The organism is Streptomyces sp. NPDC012508 (genome assembly GCF_042902595.1).
In the GTDB taxonomy this organism is placed as follows: Bacteria; Actinomycetota; Actinomycetes; order Streptomycetales; family Streptomycetaceae; genus Streptomyces.
The window spans coordinates 97,897-111,278 of sequence record NZ_JBIBEO010000001.1 but is presented as its reverse complement, the minus strand read 5'-3'; the positions used below and the strand labels follow the sequence as shown (position 1 = coordinate 111,278).

The window sequence follows — 13,382 nt, the reverse complement described above, 5'->3', positions numbered from 1 at the left end:
GCTTTCGGTGGTCACAGTGGTGAGTCCGCTCCGGCTGATGGGTCGATGGCATGATCGGTTGCCGCCAGTGAGTGACGCAGCGCCGCACGCGCCCTGTGCAGCCGCGATTTCATCGCGGCTGTGCTCAGACCGAGCGAACGCGCGACGGTCTTGCCGGGCAGCCCCTGTACGTCCCGCAGGATCAGGACCTGCCGCTGGTCGCGCGGAAGAGCGCTGACCGCGGCCGCGAGCCGCTCCACCTCCAGCCTGTGCAGCACCGCCTCCTCGGCGGACGGCTCCGCGGACACGTCCGCTTCGGCCGCCGCCCCGTCGCCCCGCGAGACGAACAGCCGTACCTGCCGGAGGCATTCGTTGCGCACGATCCGGAACATCCACGAGGCGAGAGCGCCGGTGGCCCGCAGGGTGCCGATCTTCCGGTAGAGGATGATCAGCGCCTCCTGCGCCGCGTCCTCCGCGTCCTGCGGCGAGGCACACAGCGCTCTGGCGAACTTGCGCACATGAGGCTGCGATTCCATGACGACGGTGGCGAGCGAGGTGACGTCGCCGTCCTGAGCGGCCTTGATCAGCCGGTCGTCCGGCCAGGTGAAGCGTGGGTTCATGGTGTTCATCTCCGGAAGGGCCCGTGGGCAGGCGCTGGTCAGGTGCGGCTCTTGTAGCGCCGCAGCAGATGCCGGCTGCACGCGCCCACGAGCAGGACTCCGATCACGACGAGGCCCGTAACCATCATGGTGTTTCCTCCCGGTTCCGCCGGCCCGTTCGGCCGGTACAGAGATAGGAGGCGGGCAGGTCCGGAGAGGATTCACCTCCGGCCGAAGTTTTTCCGGAAGCCGCGCACGGCCGCCTCGCTCGCACGGCCGTGGCGTTACGCCGACCACGCCCGGACCGGCCACGACCACCAGTTCGGCGGCGACGCCGCACGCGTCGAACGCGGCACCGCGGACGTAGACTTCAGAACCGATCGTGAGACTCGCCGCAGGCGGGAAGGGGTGAGTGCGTGCACCGCAACCGACGCCGCGACGCCCAGGTCCTGCGAGGGCGACCCACCACGATCTCGCACCGGCCGGACGGCGCGCTCGTCGTGCGTGGCGACCTCGCCGTCGGCACGGCGGAGGGGGGTACGACTGGAGGCCCGCGCCACACGTACCGCGCCGATCCGCGACCCCAACGGGCCCTGCCGGCCGACCCGGTCCTCGCCCGCAGACAACAGGAGCTGACCCATGACCACACCGCGCGACATACTGTTCACCGCCCTGGACGCGGCATCCGGTCGCACGGTGGACCGAGGTGAGCTGTCCCTCGCGCTCGCGGGAGCCGAGCTGATCGACCTGATCACCGCCCGGGCCGCCGCCCTGGACGGCGATCGCATCGTGCCGGCCGACGAGCGCGTACCCGAGGACGCGCTGTTGCAGGCTGCCGCGTCGGCGCTGGTACGGGAGGAGCCGTACGAAACGGTGGAGGACTGGCTCTGGCGGCGCGGCCGTGACCTGGCCGCGGCCTATCTGACGGCTCTGGAGGCGGAGGGACTGCTCACGCGGCAGCGCAGCCGCTGGACGCCGTTCAAGGCAGAGGGCGAGCCGGAGCTCGTCGATTCGTCCGCGCGCCATCGCGCGGCCGACCGCCTGACAGCGCGGGAGCCCGTCCTGACCGCTCTCGCGGCGGCCGTCGGGGTCCGCGACGAGTCCGCCGCGGACTCCGAGGACTCCGCCGACCTCCCGGAGAGCGTGGAGGCGGTGCTGGCCGCCGTCGGAGACGCGGAGTTGGAGCTGGCGGCCGTACGGCAGCGCCGGGACGTCGAACAGGCGGCCTTCGACAACATCTGGCGAGCTGTCTGAAGGCCGTCGTACCTCTGGCCGCACGCCGCCCCGCCTGCCTGCTCGTCGACGCGCGTGGCCGCGCCGATCCCGGTGGCCGCAGGCCGATCCCGGCCGCGTCTGTCGCGTTCCCCATTGGGTAGCCGCCGTGCATGAACACGAACCACGCTCATGAGCTGGCCCTCGTCACCGGTGCTTCCCGTGGTATCGGCCTCGAGCTGGCCAGGCAGTTCGTACAGCACGGTTTCGACGTGGTGATCACCGCGGAGGACGAGGCGATCGACAGCGCGGCGCAGGAGCTGCGCCGCTACGGAACGAAGGTTCATGCCGTGCGGGTGGACCTCGCCGACCCGCACGGGGTCGACCTGCTGATGTCGGAGGTCCAAGGGATGCGGCGGGGAGTCGCCGCCGCCGCACTGAACGCCGGCGTCGGCCAAGGAGGCGGGTTCCTCGACACGGATCTGGCCGACGAGCAGCAGGTCATCGACCTGAACATCACCTCGACCGTCCACCTCGCCAAGCGCCTTCTGCCCTCGATGGTCGCCCAGGGAGCCGGCAGGCTGCTCATCACCTCCTCCATCGCGTCGACGATGCCCGGTTCCTTCCACTCCGTGTACAACGCGACGAAGTCGTTCCTGCAGTCCTTCGCGCAGGCGCTCCGCGAGGAACTCAAGGACACGGGTGTCACGGTCACCTCGCTGATGCCGGGGCCCACCGAGACGGACTTCTTCCGCCGCGCCGACATGCTGGGAACCAAGGTCGGTCAGTCCGAGAAGGACGACCCCGCCAAGGTCGCCGAGCAGGGCTACGAGGCGCTCATGGCGGGGAAGGGCAAGGTCGTGGCGGGCTCGCTCATGACCAGGGCGCAAGGCGTGGCCAACCACGTCCTGCCGGACCGTCTGAAGGCGGTCGCACACCGGCGTATGGCCGAGCCGGCGGCCGGAGCGCGCGGCGGCCGGCGGTAGCGCCACCGTCCGCGGGCCGACGCCGGAACGCCCCGGACGTGCCAGGCGATCACGTGAGGCTGTCCGGCTACGCGGGATTCTGTCGGAGGCCCGCTTGTACCGGTGGCACGGAGGACATCGCCCAGCGGACGGTGGTGGTGATCGCGCGCCCTCCGGGCCGTGCCAGCGGCAGCATGACGCGTGTGGCGCGGGGCGGATCCAGCCAGTCCACCGCCCAGGTGGGCAGCAGGTCGACCGCCGCCGCTGCCAGGAACCCGTACGGAAGCCGGGCAAGGGCCGGCAGCGGAGGGTGGGAGAGCAGATAGCGCGCCGCATCGCGGGATTCCCGGGTGGCGCGCAGCTCGGGGCGGTACTCGGCGAGGCGAGCCGCGAGTTCGGCCCGCGTCTCGGGCGGGCGCTCGGCGCCCAGGCTCCGCGCGACCCGCGCCATGTCGGCCACGTACCCGTCCTCCCCGGACGGGTCCAGCGGCTGCCTCCCGTACCGCTGGTAGGCCCGCAGGAAGCATTCCGTCTCGGCGACGTGCACCCAGGCGAGCAGATGCGGATCCGAGGCGCTGTACGGCGTCCCGGCGTCCGTCCTGCCCTGGATCCGCCCGTGCACCTCCCGGACCCGGACCACTGCCCGCTCCGCGTCCGCACTCGTGCCGAACGTCGTCACGGCCAGGAACGTGCTGGTCCGCTGGAGACGGCCCCAGGGGTCCCCCTGGAATCCGGAGTGCGCCGCGACCGCTGCCATGGCGGTCGGGTGCAGCGACTGGAGCAGGAGGGCGGCCAGGCCACCGATGTACATCGACGCGTCCGCGTGTACGAGCCGTACGGGACGGTCGGGGCCGAACCAGCGGGGCCCGGGCGTGCCGTGGATGCGCGCTCGCTTCTGGTGCGCCTCGGGGCCGGCGACCCGGTACAGCAGAGACTCACCGGCCCGCTCGCGCAGTCTGCCGAGGTACGGCGTTGGCCAGGGCACACATCCAGTATGTCTCCCCGCCCCCACAGGGCTTCTGCGCAGCGCGACTCCACCATCAGCACCCCCGCATGAACAGCAGGCTCGCGGGCACGCGAAGACGCATGAGTGGAGTGGTCAGCAATCACCGGCCGTCCCCCGTAGGGGACGGCGCGTCACCGTCCGGGGCAGCACCCCCGGCCCCGCCCGCACCGGCGGGGACCCTGCCCAGGCCCGAACCGAGCGAGGTGGTCACCATGGGCACGCCTCCCAACGATCCCGTGCCACCGAGTCCCACCCCCGCGCCCGGCCCCGGTCCAGGCCCCCAGCCGGGTCCGCTCCCGGGCCCCGTTCCGCCGGGCGGGCCGGATCCCGTGCCGCCGGCGCCGCCGCAGCCCGAACCCGACCCCCAGCCGCAGCCCGGTCCGCGGCCCGAGCCACAGCCGCATCCCGGCCCGCTGCCCGGTCCCGTACCGCCCCCCGAACCCGTCACCTGACCGGGGCGCGCGCCCCGGCCGTGCATGGCGGGATCCGACCGGGGCAGTCGCGCGGTGACTCCAGGAGGTGGAACGGTGAAGGCCGTGACATGGCAAGGAAAGCGCGACGTGTCCGTGGAGTCGGTGCCCGATCCCGTGATCGAGAAGCCGACCGACGTGATCGTGAAGATCACGACCACCGGGCTGTGCGGCTCCGACCTCCATCTGTACGAGGTGCTCGGACCGTTCCTCGACGCGGGTGACATCCTCGGTCACGAACCCATGGGCCTGGTCGAGGAGGTGGGCCCGGAGGTGCGGAACCTGCGGAGCGGCAGCCGGGTCGTCGTCCCCTTCAACATCTCCTGCGGTACGTGCGCGATGTGCACGCGCAGCCTGCACTCCCAGTGCGAGACCACACAGGTGCACGAGTACGGCTCAGGGGCCGCTCTGTTCGGCTACACCAAGCTGTACGGGCAGGTGCCGGGTGGTCAGGCGGAGTACCTCCGGGTCCCGTTCGGTGACCAGTTGCCGATACCCGTGCCGACGGGCCCGCCCGACGACCGCTTCGTCTACCTCTCGGACGTACTGCCGACGGCGTGGCAGGCCGTGGCCTACGCGGACATCCCTCCCGGCGGATCCGTCGCCGTACTCGGACTCGGGCCGATCGGCGACATGGCCGCCCGGATCGCCCTGCACCAGGGCGCGGAGACCGTCATCGGGATCGACCTGGTCCCTGAGCGCCTCGCGCGCGCCGCGGCTCGTGGAGTCCACACCCTTGACCTGTCCGCCGACAGCGACGGACTCGTCGACCGCGTGCTCGACCTCACCGACGGCCGCGGCCCTGACGCGGTCGTGGACGCCGTGGGCATGGAGGCCCATGGCGCGCCCCTCGTCAAGGGGCTGCACACGGTGGTCGGTTTCCTGCCCGACGCACTCGCGTCGCGGCTCATGCGCAGGTTCGGCGTCGACCGGCTGTCCGCCCTGTACCTGGCGGTGGAACTCGTACGCCGGGGCGGGACCGTCTCCGTCGTCGGCGTGTACGGCGGCATGGCGGACCCCATGCCGCTGCTGGCGATGTTCGACAAGCAGATCCAGCTGCGAATGGGACAGGCCAACGTCCGCCGCTGGGTCGACGACCTCCTGCCACTGCTCGGCGACGACGACCCGCTCGGCGTCGACTCGTTCGCCACCCACCGGCTGCCGCTGACCGAGGCCCCGTCCGCCTACGAGATGTTCCAGAAGAAGAGCGACGGAGCGGTGAAGGTGCTCTTCCAGCCCTGAGCGAGCGGGCAACGAGCGGGCAACGAGCGGAGGCGCCGATCGAGCGGTGGGCCCCGCTCGGCTGGGGCAGGAGCAGCGCATCATGACGCCCCGAACGGGCACCCGCAGCGGCACAGAGACAGGAGACCGGTATGGCTGCACACACGGGACAGGAACGGCGGAGCGCGGCTCTGTTCGACCTCGACGGCACGCTCGTGGACACCACGTACCTGCACACACTCGCCTGGTGGCAGGCCTTGCGGCAACACGGCCACGAGGTCCCCATGGCACGGATCCACCGGGCGATCGGGATGGGCGCCGACCGGATTCTCGACGAGCTCATCGGTCCGAGCCGGTCGCGCTCGGACGACGAGTCGCTCGCCGACGCCCACGGCACCCTCTACGCGGTCTGGTACGACGCCCTCCGCCCGTTCGAAGGAGCGGCCGATCTGCTGCGGGCCGCGGCCGCCCGGGGCTGGACAGTGGTCCTGGCCAGTTCGGCCTCCGAGGACGAGGTGGCCGCGATCCGGCGTGCGCTCGACGCCGACGAGGTGATCGCGGCGGCCACCGCCGGCGGCGACGTCGACTCCACGAAACCCGCCCCCGACCTGGTGGAACGGGCTCTGGAGAAGGTGGGGGCCGAGGCGGACAACGCCGTCTTCGTCGGCGACACGGTGTGGGACATCGAGGCCGCCGGCCGGGCCGGACTGCCCTGCGTCGCCCTCCTCACCGGCGGTACGTCCCGCGGGGAACTGGAGAAGGCGGGAGCCGCTGCCGTGTACGAGGACGCGGCGGAACTGCTCCGAGGCATCGACACGAGTCCGCTGGGCCGACCGGGCCCGTGAGCGCCCCGGTCCAGGGCGCGGCGCGTCGGCAGCCGGGAATGCGTCCCGGGCGATTCGTAGGGAACTTCAGATTCTGCTGGCAGGTCGCGGGTAGGGGCTGAATGAGACCGCCGAGGAAGGGACCGGCATGAGCGCCAAGGAGAAAGCCAAGGCCAAGGCCGAGCAGATGATCGGCAAGGCCATGAGGAAGACCAGTCGCATGCATGGCGACAAGACCACGGCCGCGAAGGGCACCGCTCTGGAGTCACGCGGCAAGGCCAGGGAGACCAAGGAGAAGGGCAAGGACGCCTTCAAGCGCCGCGAGCGCTGATCCCTCCGGCGTAGCGCCGTCGTCCCGCTGCCCGGGTCGCGCCAGGCGCGCCTGGGCAGCGGGACGCCCTGGACGCAGCACAAACCCTTCTCTATTTGCAGAGATGCGAATAAATCAGGCATATGGAAATGTGCTGGGGGTAGACGAACAGACGCGCCCGCCAGACGACGGGTGCTCCACGATTGGCTTGGGAAAGGTGACGGTCATGGCCGGAGGCAAGAAGGCCAAGAACATGGCGAAGTCCACCAAGGGCAAGGCGAAGGAGACCACGGGCAAGGCGACCGGGAACGAGAGCCTGGAGATGAAGGGGCGGGCGGAGCAGGCCGCGGCGGACGCGAAGCAGACGGCTGAGAAAGCCAAGGACACGCTGAAGCACTGACCGGGCCCGCCGAACCGGACCACGCATCCGGTGGAAGCTCGATCCCCACGGCAGAGGAGCGGCCCTTCAAGGGCCGCTCCTCTGCCGTGGGGATCGAGCGTCTTCCGGATCGAGCGTGTTCCGGGGGCAGCGGGAGAAGGAATCAGCGCCGACGCCGGCGGCGACCGGCTGTCTCTTCTTCTTCGTCCTCGTCCTCGTCCTCGTCCTCGTCCTCGTCCGCGTAGCCCTCTTCCTCCTCCTCGTCGTCCTCGTCGTCCTCGTCCTCGTACTCCTCCTCGGGCTCGGCGTCCTCGTCCTCCTCCTCGCCGTCGTAGCCGTCCTCGTCCTCGTCCTCGTACCCCTCCTCAGGCTCCTGCCCCTCTTCGTACTCGCCTTCCTCCTCCTCGCCCTCTTCGCCCTCTTCGCCTTCCGCTTCCTCCGCTTCGAGGGCCTCCTCGTGCGTGCGGACCACTTCGCCGTCGCGGATCTCGCCGCGCCACCCTTCCGGCTCGTCGTCGGTGAGCGTGACGTAACGGCGGAAGTGCTTCATGTCCAGTCGCAGCCGGCGGCCCTGGGCGCGCCAGAGGTTTCCTGTCTTCTCGAAGAAGCCCGAGGGGTAGTACTCGACGGTGAGGAGGACCCGGGTGAGGGACGGGCCAAGCTCGTGGAAGCTGACGCAGCCTCTCGTCGATCCCTTGGCTCCCTCGGAGGTCCAGACGATGCAGTCGTCGGGGACCTGCTCCTGGACGGTCGCCTTCCAACTACGGGTCGACGGACCCACCTTGACCTTCCAGTCGCTGGTGGTCTCGTCGCCCTGCGAGACGTCACGCACGCCCTTGGTGAATCCGCTGAAGTCCTCGTACTGGGTCCAGTGGTCGTAGACCCTGCGGAGCGGAGCTCCCACATCCATCGTCTCGACGATGCTGGTGATCTTCTGAGTCCCGCTCTTCCGCTTGCCCTTGCCCCCGCCGAACAGGTTCGAAGCGGCATCGGTGACCTTGTCCTTCATGGCACCGAACTGCTGTCCCACGATCGCTTTGACCGGCGAGTCCCCCTTGAGCATGCGACCGCCGATGTCCGTGAGTTTGCCGCCGCCCTCGGTCACGTCGTTGAGCTGGTCGGTGACGTCGCCGAGCTTGTCGGTGGCCTTTTCGGCCAGTTGGCCGGTCTGGGCCGTCAGAAAGTCGCCCAGTTCGCTGAACAACCGCTCCATCCCGGAGCCGGACTCCTTCTTCTGGCTGCGGTCTTCCGATGCCATGACCTACCTCCGCGTCGACGGCTTGCGCGCTGCCGTCTTCTTCGCTGCCGACTTGCGTGCCGTCGTCTTCCTGGCCGCGGTCTTCTTCGCGGGCGCCTTCTTGGCGGGCGCCTTCTTCGCCGTCGTCTTGCGCGCCGCGGTCTTCTTCGCGGGCGCGGACTTGGCGGTCTTCTTCGCGGGAGCGGTCTTCTTCGCGGACGCACTGCTCTTCTTGGCTGCCGTCTTCCTCGGTGCCGCCGTCTTCGCAGCCGGCTTCTTCGCGGCGGTCTTCTTCGCAGCTGACTTCTTCGCCGGGGCGGCTGTCTTCTTGGCCGGAGGGGCTGACTTCTTGGCGGGGGTGGCCGACTTCGTGGTGCGGCGGCCCTGTGATGCCTTACGTGTACGGGACTCCGAGGTCGACTTGCTGCGCGCCCGGCGTGACGGTTGCTCCTCGGGCTCCTCTTCCTCCGGCTCCTCTTCTTCCTCGGGTTCCTCTTCCTCCGGTTCTTCCTCCTCGGGCTCCTCTTCCTCTTCCTCCGGCTCCTCTTCCTCCGGCTCCTCTTCCTCGGGCTCCTCTTCCTCGGGCTCCTCTTCCTCCTCCTCTTCGGGCTCCTCCTCATCCTCCAACTCGTCGTCCTCGTACTCCTCTTCGCCCTCTTCCTCGTCCTCGGGACGCCCTTCGTCCTCGTCACCGCTGCCGATCGCGAGCGTGCGCTCGTGGAGCGAGTCGGCGAGGTCGGTGAGCTTGCGGTTGGCCGCCGCACTGAGCGCCTTACGGCCGGCATCCAGGGCTTCGCCCCGCAGCTGATCGCCTATCTCCGCGACCTGCGGAATGTCCTTGAGCATGCTCAGACCCTGCGTCACGAGCTGCTTCGGCTCGAGGCCGAAGCGCCGGCCCGCCAGGTAGGTCCCCACGGTGAAGGCGAGGCGACCCTTCTTCGTCCGTCCCAGTACGTAGCCCCCGGCCACCGCGGCCGCCAGGGCGATCTTGCTCGTGTCCTGCATGACCTGTCCCTTCACCGGGCGTCTGCGGCCCCACCGCCCCCTCGAACGGGGGCTCCCGGCCCGGGCCGCGCAACCGCACCGTCGCCCGCAATAGGCCGCCGCTCGGGCGGTAGGGAGCTTGCGCTCCCGGGCATGACATTTACCCCTATAAGATGAAATTCTAGCCTCTAATGGCGGTACGTCCTCTGGAAGTGACATATGGCCGCAGCAGATCCGGCTCGCCCTCGACGGGCTGCCTCTCGTGCCGCCGACGGTGGGCGGCAGGAGCGCCCACCCTCTCGGCGGCGCTCCACGCCGAGCCGGGCGAAGAAAGTCGACGCGGCGTCGGCGATGAGTTCGGCCGCAGGCCAACTCGCGAAGCTGCTCGGCAGACCGCCCGAATCCGTCTCCTCGCTCAAACCCACCGAGTCGGGGTGGGAGGCACAGGTGGAGGTGGTGGAACTGGAGCGCATCCCCGACACGACGAGCGTGCTGGCCAGTTACAAGGTCGCACTGGACGAAGAAGGCGCGTTGATCTCCTTCGAACGAACTCGTCGCTACAACCGCGGAATGATCGATCGGCCGACCTGAGAACCGGTTGGCCGTGAAGGGAGGCGCCATGACCATGGTGCCGCAGAGCGGCGGCCCCGTGAGCAGGGGCGGTGGGAGCTCCAGCAGTCTCTACGACGTCCTGGAGCTCATACTGGACCGCGGTCTGGTGATCGACATCTTCGTGCGCGTCTCACTGGTGGGCATCGAGATCATCAAGATCGACGCCCGCATCGTCGTGGCAAGCGTGGACACGTACCTGCGCTTCGCCGAAGCATGCAACAGGCTCGACCTCGAAGCGGGCCGCAAGGCACCGGCCCAGCTCCCCGAGGTCGTCGGAGGCATGATGGAGGGCGGGGCCCACGGCAAGTCCAAGGGCGCGCTCAGCGGGGCCGTCGACGCCGTGAAGGAGTCCTTCACCGGCGGGTCCGGCGACGAGGAGGAAGAGGAGCCCGACGAGGAACCGGAAGAGGAGCAGCTGGAGGAGGAGCCCGCTCCCAGGCGGAAGCGGCCGGCCCGACGGTCGACGCGCCGGGACAAGGAGTGACTGATGGCCCTCTACGTCTACGCGATCACCGCGCAGGACCACCCGCTCGACCTGAAGGAACTGACCGGCGTCGGATCCGATCCCCCTCCCGTCCGCGCCGTCGCGTCCGAGTCGCTGTGCGCGGTGGTCAGCGACATCACCGAAACGATCCGGCCCAAGCGGCGCGACCTGCTGACGCACCAGGAAGTGCAGGAACGCCTGATGCGGGACGGCCCCGTCCTGCCCCTGCAGTTCGGCTACACCGCCGACGACGACTCGTCGGTGCTGGAGGTGCTCCGCAGGGACGAGGACGTCTACCTCGCCACCCTCGAACGGCTCGAAGGATGTGCCGAGTACCACCTGAGAGCCTCCCAGGACGAAGAGGTGCTATTGCGGCAGGTCCTGTGGGAGTCGCCCGAAGCCCGAGAGCTCAACGAGCGGATACGGGCCGGGGACCAGGACCCGCAGCTGCCGTTGGCCCTCGGCCGGCTGGTCGCGACACAGGTACAGGAAAGGCAGGAGGCTCTGGCATCCGGACTGGTCGAGGCGCTTCTCCCGTTCGCCCGGGAGCACAACGTGCGGCCGGCGTCCGGCACCGACTTCCTCAACCTCTCCCTGCTGATCCCCGACGACCGTAAGGACGACTTCCTGACGGCTCAGTCGAACATCGCCCGTGAGATCGACGGCGGAGTCGAGTGCCGGCTCAGCGGCCCTCTGCCACCGTACAGCTTCGTACAGTGACGACTTCCGCAATCTCGCGGACGGTAGCGATGCGGAAAGGAGAACGAACGGGATGGGACTGCTGACACAGCTGCTCACCCTCCCCCTCGCCCCGGTGCGCGGCGTCGTCTGGGTCGCCGAGCGCGTGACGGAGAAGGCCGAGGAGGAGTACTACGACCCCGCTCCCATCTGGCGGGAGCTGGCGGCCCTGGAGGGCCGGCTCGTGCGCGGGGAGATCGATCAGGAGACGTTCGATCAGCGCGAGGACGAGCTGATCGACCGGCTGGAGGAGATCACGGCCTATCGGCAGGGGATGTCATGACCGGGAATCGAGGACGGTGCCGTGTCTGAACCCCTGCCCGACCGGTTCGGGTCCGTTCCCTCCCGCGCGGCTCCGGCGCCGTACGGGCCGGGTTCGTCCGCCAATCTCGCGGACATCCTCGAGCGCGTCCTGGACAAGGGCATCGTCATCGCCGGGGACATCCGTATCAACCTGCTCGACATCGAACTGCTGACGATCAAGCTGCGGATCGTGGTCGCTTCCGTGGACAAGGCGAAGGAGATGGGCATCGACTGGTGGGAGCACGACCCGTCGCTCTCCTCGAAGCACACCGGTGGCCCCCTGGCGGAGGAGAACCGTCGGCTGCGCGCCGAGTTGGAGGCGTTGCGGCACGACTCGCTGGACACCGGTCTGGAGTCGCCCGACGCCGAGGAGACCACGGATACCGCGACGGGCACCGACGAGGGGCCGGAAGACGGACCAGGGCCCCGCCGCCGAGCGCCCCGAGGGCGTGGGACATGAACGGTCAGGACGGACTCACCTACGTCTACGCCGTCGCCGCGGACACGCAGGCGATGCGTGAATCCCTCACCGGCGTTCGCGGGATCTCAGGCGCGCCCGTGTTCCTCCTCGGCGAGCACGAAACGGACGCGGAAACCGACACCGCCCCCGGTGGCCCTGATGCCGTCGTGTTCGTCACCAGCCGCGTCTCGCCGGAGGAATTCGACGAACCGAACCTGAAGGAACGCTTCGAGGATCTGGAGTGGCTCGAGGGCGTCGCCCGCGCCCATCACGAAGTCGTCCAGTCGGTCGCCCGCCACGACACCGTCCTCCCGCTGCGCATGGCCACCGTGTACCAGAGCGACGGCCGCGCCCGGAAGGCCCTCGCCGCCCAGAGGCATGCCTTCGTCGAGCGGCTCTCCCTGCTGCGCGGCCGGAGCGAGTTGGGCGTCAAGCTGTACGTCACTCCCACGGGACCCGCGGAGGGTGGCGGGAGTCCCGCCGACTCCCCGGAGGCTACTTCTCTCTCCCCCGGGAAGGCCTATCTCCGAAGTCGCAGGGCACAGCACCGCGCACAGGAGAGCCGCTACGAGATGGCCGAGCGCGCCGCCGAACGAGTCGAGGCGCTGGCTTCCCGGTTCAGCATCCACCGCGTACGCCACCCCGCTCAACGAGGCGAGTTGGCGGGCCCGGAGGAGAACGTCCTCAACGACGCCTACCTCGTCCCGGACGACCGGGCCGACGAGTTCCGGAGCGCGCTCGCCGGGGTGGTGGAGGACGTCGACGGCGTACGCATCGAGGTGACCGGGCCATGGGCCCCGTACTCCTTCGCCATGCCGCCGCCGCCCGCCGCGCAGGCGTCCACCGCACCGCCGCCCGCCGCGCAGCCTCCCGCCGCACCGCCGTCCGCCTCGCAGCCGTCCGCCGAGAGGGGGAGGCGAGCGCCATGACCGTCTCACGGCCCACCGAGTCCCTGCCCGGCCGCCAGGTCGCCTTGGTCGATCTGCTCGACAGGCTGCTCAGCGGGGGAGTGGTCCTCTCCGGCGACATCGTGCTGTCGATCGCCGACATCGACCTCGTCCGCATCTCGCTCAGGGCCCTGATCGTCTCCGTGGACGCGGAGTCGGATCCGTTCACGACGGTGGACCGGAGGCAGGCGTGACGGGGGAGGGCGCGGCGCGGAGGGAGCGTAAAGCCTCCCCTGACGCGGACGCGGACGCGCCGCTCCCCGACGCCCCGCGCGGCGCCTCCGCGCCCTTGCGCGAGGTCGGCGCCACCCTGGGAGACGCGTTCCACCTCATCCAGGCACCGCCCGCCCGAGCCGGCGAACCGCCGCGCCCCGCACGCCGCATACGGGCCGACCGCGAGTCCGTGGAGGAGGACCTCCTCAAACTTGTTCTCACGCTGGTGGAGCTGGTGCGCCAGCTCATCGAGAGACAGGCGCTGCGGCGCGTCGACGCCGGTGACCTCACCGACGACCAGGAGGAGGAGCTGGGCGCCACGCTGATGGCCCTGCACGACGCCCTGGCCGACCTCTGCGCCGAGCACGGCTACACACTCGCCGACCTCAACCTCGACCTCGGCCCACTCGGCCCGCTGCTGCCGCCCCGGGAATGATCC

At 70.1% G+C, this 13,382-nt stretch carries 18 protein-coding genes; 14 read left to right on the top strand and 4 right to left on the bottom strand.

Going from position 1 to position 13,382, the window contains the following annotated elements:
- Nucleotides 1–11: 11 nt before the first annotated feature.
- Entirely contained in the window at nt 12–599 is a 588-nt protein-coding gene (locus tag ACFY8U_RS00405) for an RNA polymerase sigma factor (protein ID WP_389563674.1), read from the bottom strand.
- A 618-nt stretch (nt 600–1,217) separates the two neighbouring features.
- On the opposite strand from ACFY8U_RS00405, the gene ACFY8U_RS00400 reads away from it, so the two are divergent.
- Nucleotides 1,218–1,832 carry a GPP34 family phosphoprotein gene (locus ACFY8U_RS00400; RefSeq protein WP_389563670.1) on the top strand — a complete coding sequence of 205 codons (615 nt, stop codon included), beginning with the start codon at nt 1,218–1,220 and terminating at the stop codon, nt 1,830–1,832.
- A gap of 131 nt (nt 1,833–1,963) precedes the next feature.
- Nucleotides 1,964–2,776: an SDR family NAD(P)-dependent oxidoreductase gene (locus tag ACFY8U_RS00395; RefSeq protein ID WP_389563667.1), complete on the top strand. Its 813-nt coding sequence runs from the start codon at nt 1,964–1,966 to the stop codon at nt 2,774–2,776.
- Between the two features lie 67 nt (nt 2,777–2,843).
- On the opposite strand, the gene ACFY8U_RS00390 is transcribed toward ACFY8U_RS00395, so the two are convergent.
- Nucleotides 2,844–3,740, bottom strand: coding sequence for an oxygenase MpaB family protein (locus ACFY8U_RS00390; protein ID WP_389563664.1), 897 nt, complete (start codon nt 3,738–3,740; stop codon nt 2,844–2,846).
- Nucleotides 3,741–4,288: 548 nt separating this feature from the next.
- Here ACFY8U_RS00390 and ACFY8U_RS00385 point away from each other — a divergent pair.
- From ACFY8U_RS00385 to ACFY8U_RS00370, 4 genes are all read left to right on the top strand, one after another.
- Nucleotides 4,289–5,473 carry an alcohol dehydrogenase catalytic domain-containing protein gene (locus ACFY8U_RS00385; RefSeq protein WP_389563662.1) on the top strand — a complete coding sequence of 395 codons (1,185 nt, stop codon included), beginning with the start codon at nt 4,289–4,291 and terminating at the stop codon, nt 5,471–5,473.
- Nucleotides 5,474–5,604: 131 nt separating this feature from the next.
- Entirely contained in the window at nt 5,605–6,297 is a 693-nt protein-coding gene (locus ACFY8U_RS00380) for an HAD family hydrolase (RefSeq protein WP_389563660.1), read from the top strand.
- Between the two features lie 127 nt (nt 6,298–6,424).
- Nucleotides 6,425–6,607, top strand: coding sequence for a hypothetical protein (locus ACFY8U_RS00375; protein ID WP_389563658.1), 183 nt, complete (start codon nt 6,425–6,427; stop codon nt 6,605–6,607).
- Nucleotides 6,608–6,812: 205 nt separating this feature from the next.
- Nucleotides 6,813–6,986, top strand: a complete 174-nt coding sequence (locus tag ACFY8U_RS00370; protein WP_361605156.1) for a CsbD family protein — start codon at nt 6,813–6,815, stop codon at nt 6,984–6,986.
- A gap of 142 nt (nt 6,987–7,128) precedes the next feature.
- Here the strand turns inward: ACFY8U_RS00370 and ACFY8U_RS00365 are convergent, their stop codons facing one another.
- Nucleotides 7,129–8,223, bottom strand: coding sequence for an SRPBCC family protein (locus ACFY8U_RS00365; protein ID WP_389563655.1), 1,095 nt, complete (start codon nt 8,221–8,223; stop codon nt 7,129–7,131).
- 3 nt (nt 8,224–8,226) lie between these two features.
- Nucleotides 8,227–9,207: a histone H1-like repetitive region-containing protein gene (locus tag ACFY8U_RS00360; protein ID WP_389563652.1), complete on the bottom strand. Its 981-nt coding sequence runs from the start codon at nt 9,205–9,207 to the stop codon at nt 8,227–8,229.
- Nucleotides 9,208–9,405: 198 nt separating this feature from the next.
- Here ACFY8U_RS00360 and ACFY8U_RS00355 point away from each other — a divergent pair, with 198 nt between their 5' ends.
- From ACFY8U_RS00355 to ACFY8U_RS00320, 8 genes are all read left to right on the top strand, one after another.
- Nucleotides 9,406–9,777 (top strand): gas vesicle protein, encoded by a 372-nt coding sequence (locus ACFY8U_RS00355; protein WP_389563650.1) that lies wholly within the window; start codon nt 9,406–9,408, stop codon nt 9,775–9,777.
- 28 nt (nt 9,778–9,805) lie between these two features.
- Entirely contained in the window at nt 9,806–10,282 is a 477-nt protein-coding gene (locus ACFY8U_RS00350; RefSeq protein ID WP_389563647.1) for a gas vesicle structural protein GvpA, read from the top strand.
- A 3-nt stretch (nt 10,283–10,285) separates the two neighbouring features.
- Entirely contained in the window at nt 10,286–11,002 is a 717-nt protein-coding gene (locus ACFY8U_RS00345) for a GvpL/GvpF family gas vesicle protein (RefSeq protein WP_389563645.1), read from the top strand.
- A 52-nt stretch (nt 11,003–11,054) separates the two neighbouring features.
- Nucleotides 11,055–11,303, top strand: a complete 249-nt coding sequence (locus ACFY8U_RS00340) for a gas vesicle protein GvpG (RefSeq protein ID WP_389563642.1) — start codon at nt 11,055–11,057, stop codon at nt 11,301–11,303.
- A 21-nt stretch (nt 11,304–11,324) separates the two neighbouring features.
- Nucleotides 11,325–11,783, top strand: coding sequence for a gas vesicle protein (locus ACFY8U_RS00335; protein WP_389563639.1), 459 nt, complete (start codon nt 11,325–11,327; stop codon nt 11,781–11,783).
- Complete coding sequence (locus ACFY8U_RS00330; RefSeq protein WP_389563636.1) at nt 11,780–12,712, top strand: GvpL/GvpF family gas vesicle protein; 933 nt, start codon at nt 11,780–11,782, stop codon at nt 12,710–12,712. Before ACFY8U_RS00335 ends, ACFY8U_RS00330 begins: the two co-directional genes overlap by 4 nt.
- On the top strand, nt 12,709–12,924 hold the full coding sequence (locus ACFY8U_RS00325; protein WP_361432109.1) for a gas vesicle protein: 216 nt from the start codon (nt 12,709–12,711) through the stop codon (nt 12,922–12,924). Before ACFY8U_RS00330 ends, ACFY8U_RS00325 begins: the two co-directional genes overlap by 4 nt.
- A 116-nt stretch (nt 12,925–13,040) precedes the next feature.
- Complete coding sequence (locus tag ACFY8U_RS00320; RefSeq protein ID WP_389566064.1) at nt 13,041–13,379, top strand: gas vesicle protein K; 339 nt, start codon at nt 13,041–13,043, stop codon at nt 13,377–13,379.
- Nucleotides 13,380–13,382: the final 3 nt, after the last annotated feature.

What these genes read in the sequence shown, in the direction of transcription:
- ACFY8U_RS00400 (WP_389563670.1), top strand. Translation starts at nt 1,218, where the DNA reads ATGACCACACCGCGCGACATACTGTTCACCGCCCTGGACGCGGCATCC.
- ACFY8U_RS00325 (WP_361432109.1), top strand. Translation starts at nt 12,709, where the DNA reads ATGACCGTCTCACGGCCCACCGAGTCCCTGCCCGGCCGCCAGGTCGCC.
- ACFY8U_RS00345 (WP_389563645.1), top strand. Translation starts at nt 10,286, where the DNA reads ATGGCCCTCTACGTCTACGCGATCACCGCGCAGGACCACCCGCTCGAC.
- ACFY8U_RS00370 (WP_361605156.1), top strand. Translation starts at nt 6,813, where the DNA reads ATGGCCGGAGGCAAGAAGGCCAAGAACATGGCGAAGTCCACCAAGGGC.
- ACFY8U_RS00365 (WP_389563655.1), bottom strand. Translation starts at nt 8,223, where the DNA reads ATGGCATCGGAAGACCGCAGCCAGAAGAAGGAGTCCGGCTCCGGGATG.
- ACFY8U_RS00350 (WP_389563647.1), top strand. Translation starts at nt 9,806, where the DNA reads ATGACCATGGTGCCGCAGAGCGGCGGCCCCGTGAGCAGGGGCGGTGGG.
- ACFY8U_RS00355 (WP_389563650.1), top strand. Translation starts at nt 9,406, where the DNA reads ATGGCCGCAGCAGATCCGGCTCGCCCTCGACGGGCTGCCTCTCGTGCC.
- ACFY8U_RS00395 (WP_389563667.1), top strand. Translation starts at nt 1,964, where the DNA reads ATGAACACGAACCACGCTCATGAGCTGGCCCTCGTCACCGGTGCTTCC.
- ACFY8U_RS00380 (WP_389563660.1), top strand. Translation starts at nt 5,605, where the DNA reads ATGGCTGCACACACGGGACAGGAACGGCGGAGCGCGGCTCTGTTCGAC.
- ACFY8U_RS00360 (WP_389563652.1), bottom strand. Translation starts at nt 9,207, where the DNA reads ATGCAGGACACGAGCAAGATCGCCCTGGCGGCCGCGGTGGCCGGGGGC.
- ACFY8U_RS00340 (WP_389563642.1), top strand. Translation starts at nt 11,055, where the DNA reads ATGGGACTGCTGACACAGCTGCTCACCCTCCCCCTCGCCCCGGTGCGC.
- ACFY8U_RS00330 (WP_389563636.1), top strand. Translation starts at nt 11,780, where the DNA reads ATGAACGGTCAGGACGGACTCACCTACGTCTACGCCGTCGCCGCGGAC.
- ACFY8U_RS00405 (WP_389563674.1), bottom strand. Translation starts at nt 599, where the DNA reads ATGAACCCACGCTTCACCTGGCCGGACGACCGGCTGATCAAGGCCGCT.
- ACFY8U_RS00375 (WP_389563658.1), top strand. Translation starts at nt 6,425, where the DNA reads ATGAGCGCCAAGGAGAAAGCCAAGGCCAAGGCCGAGCAGATGATCGGC.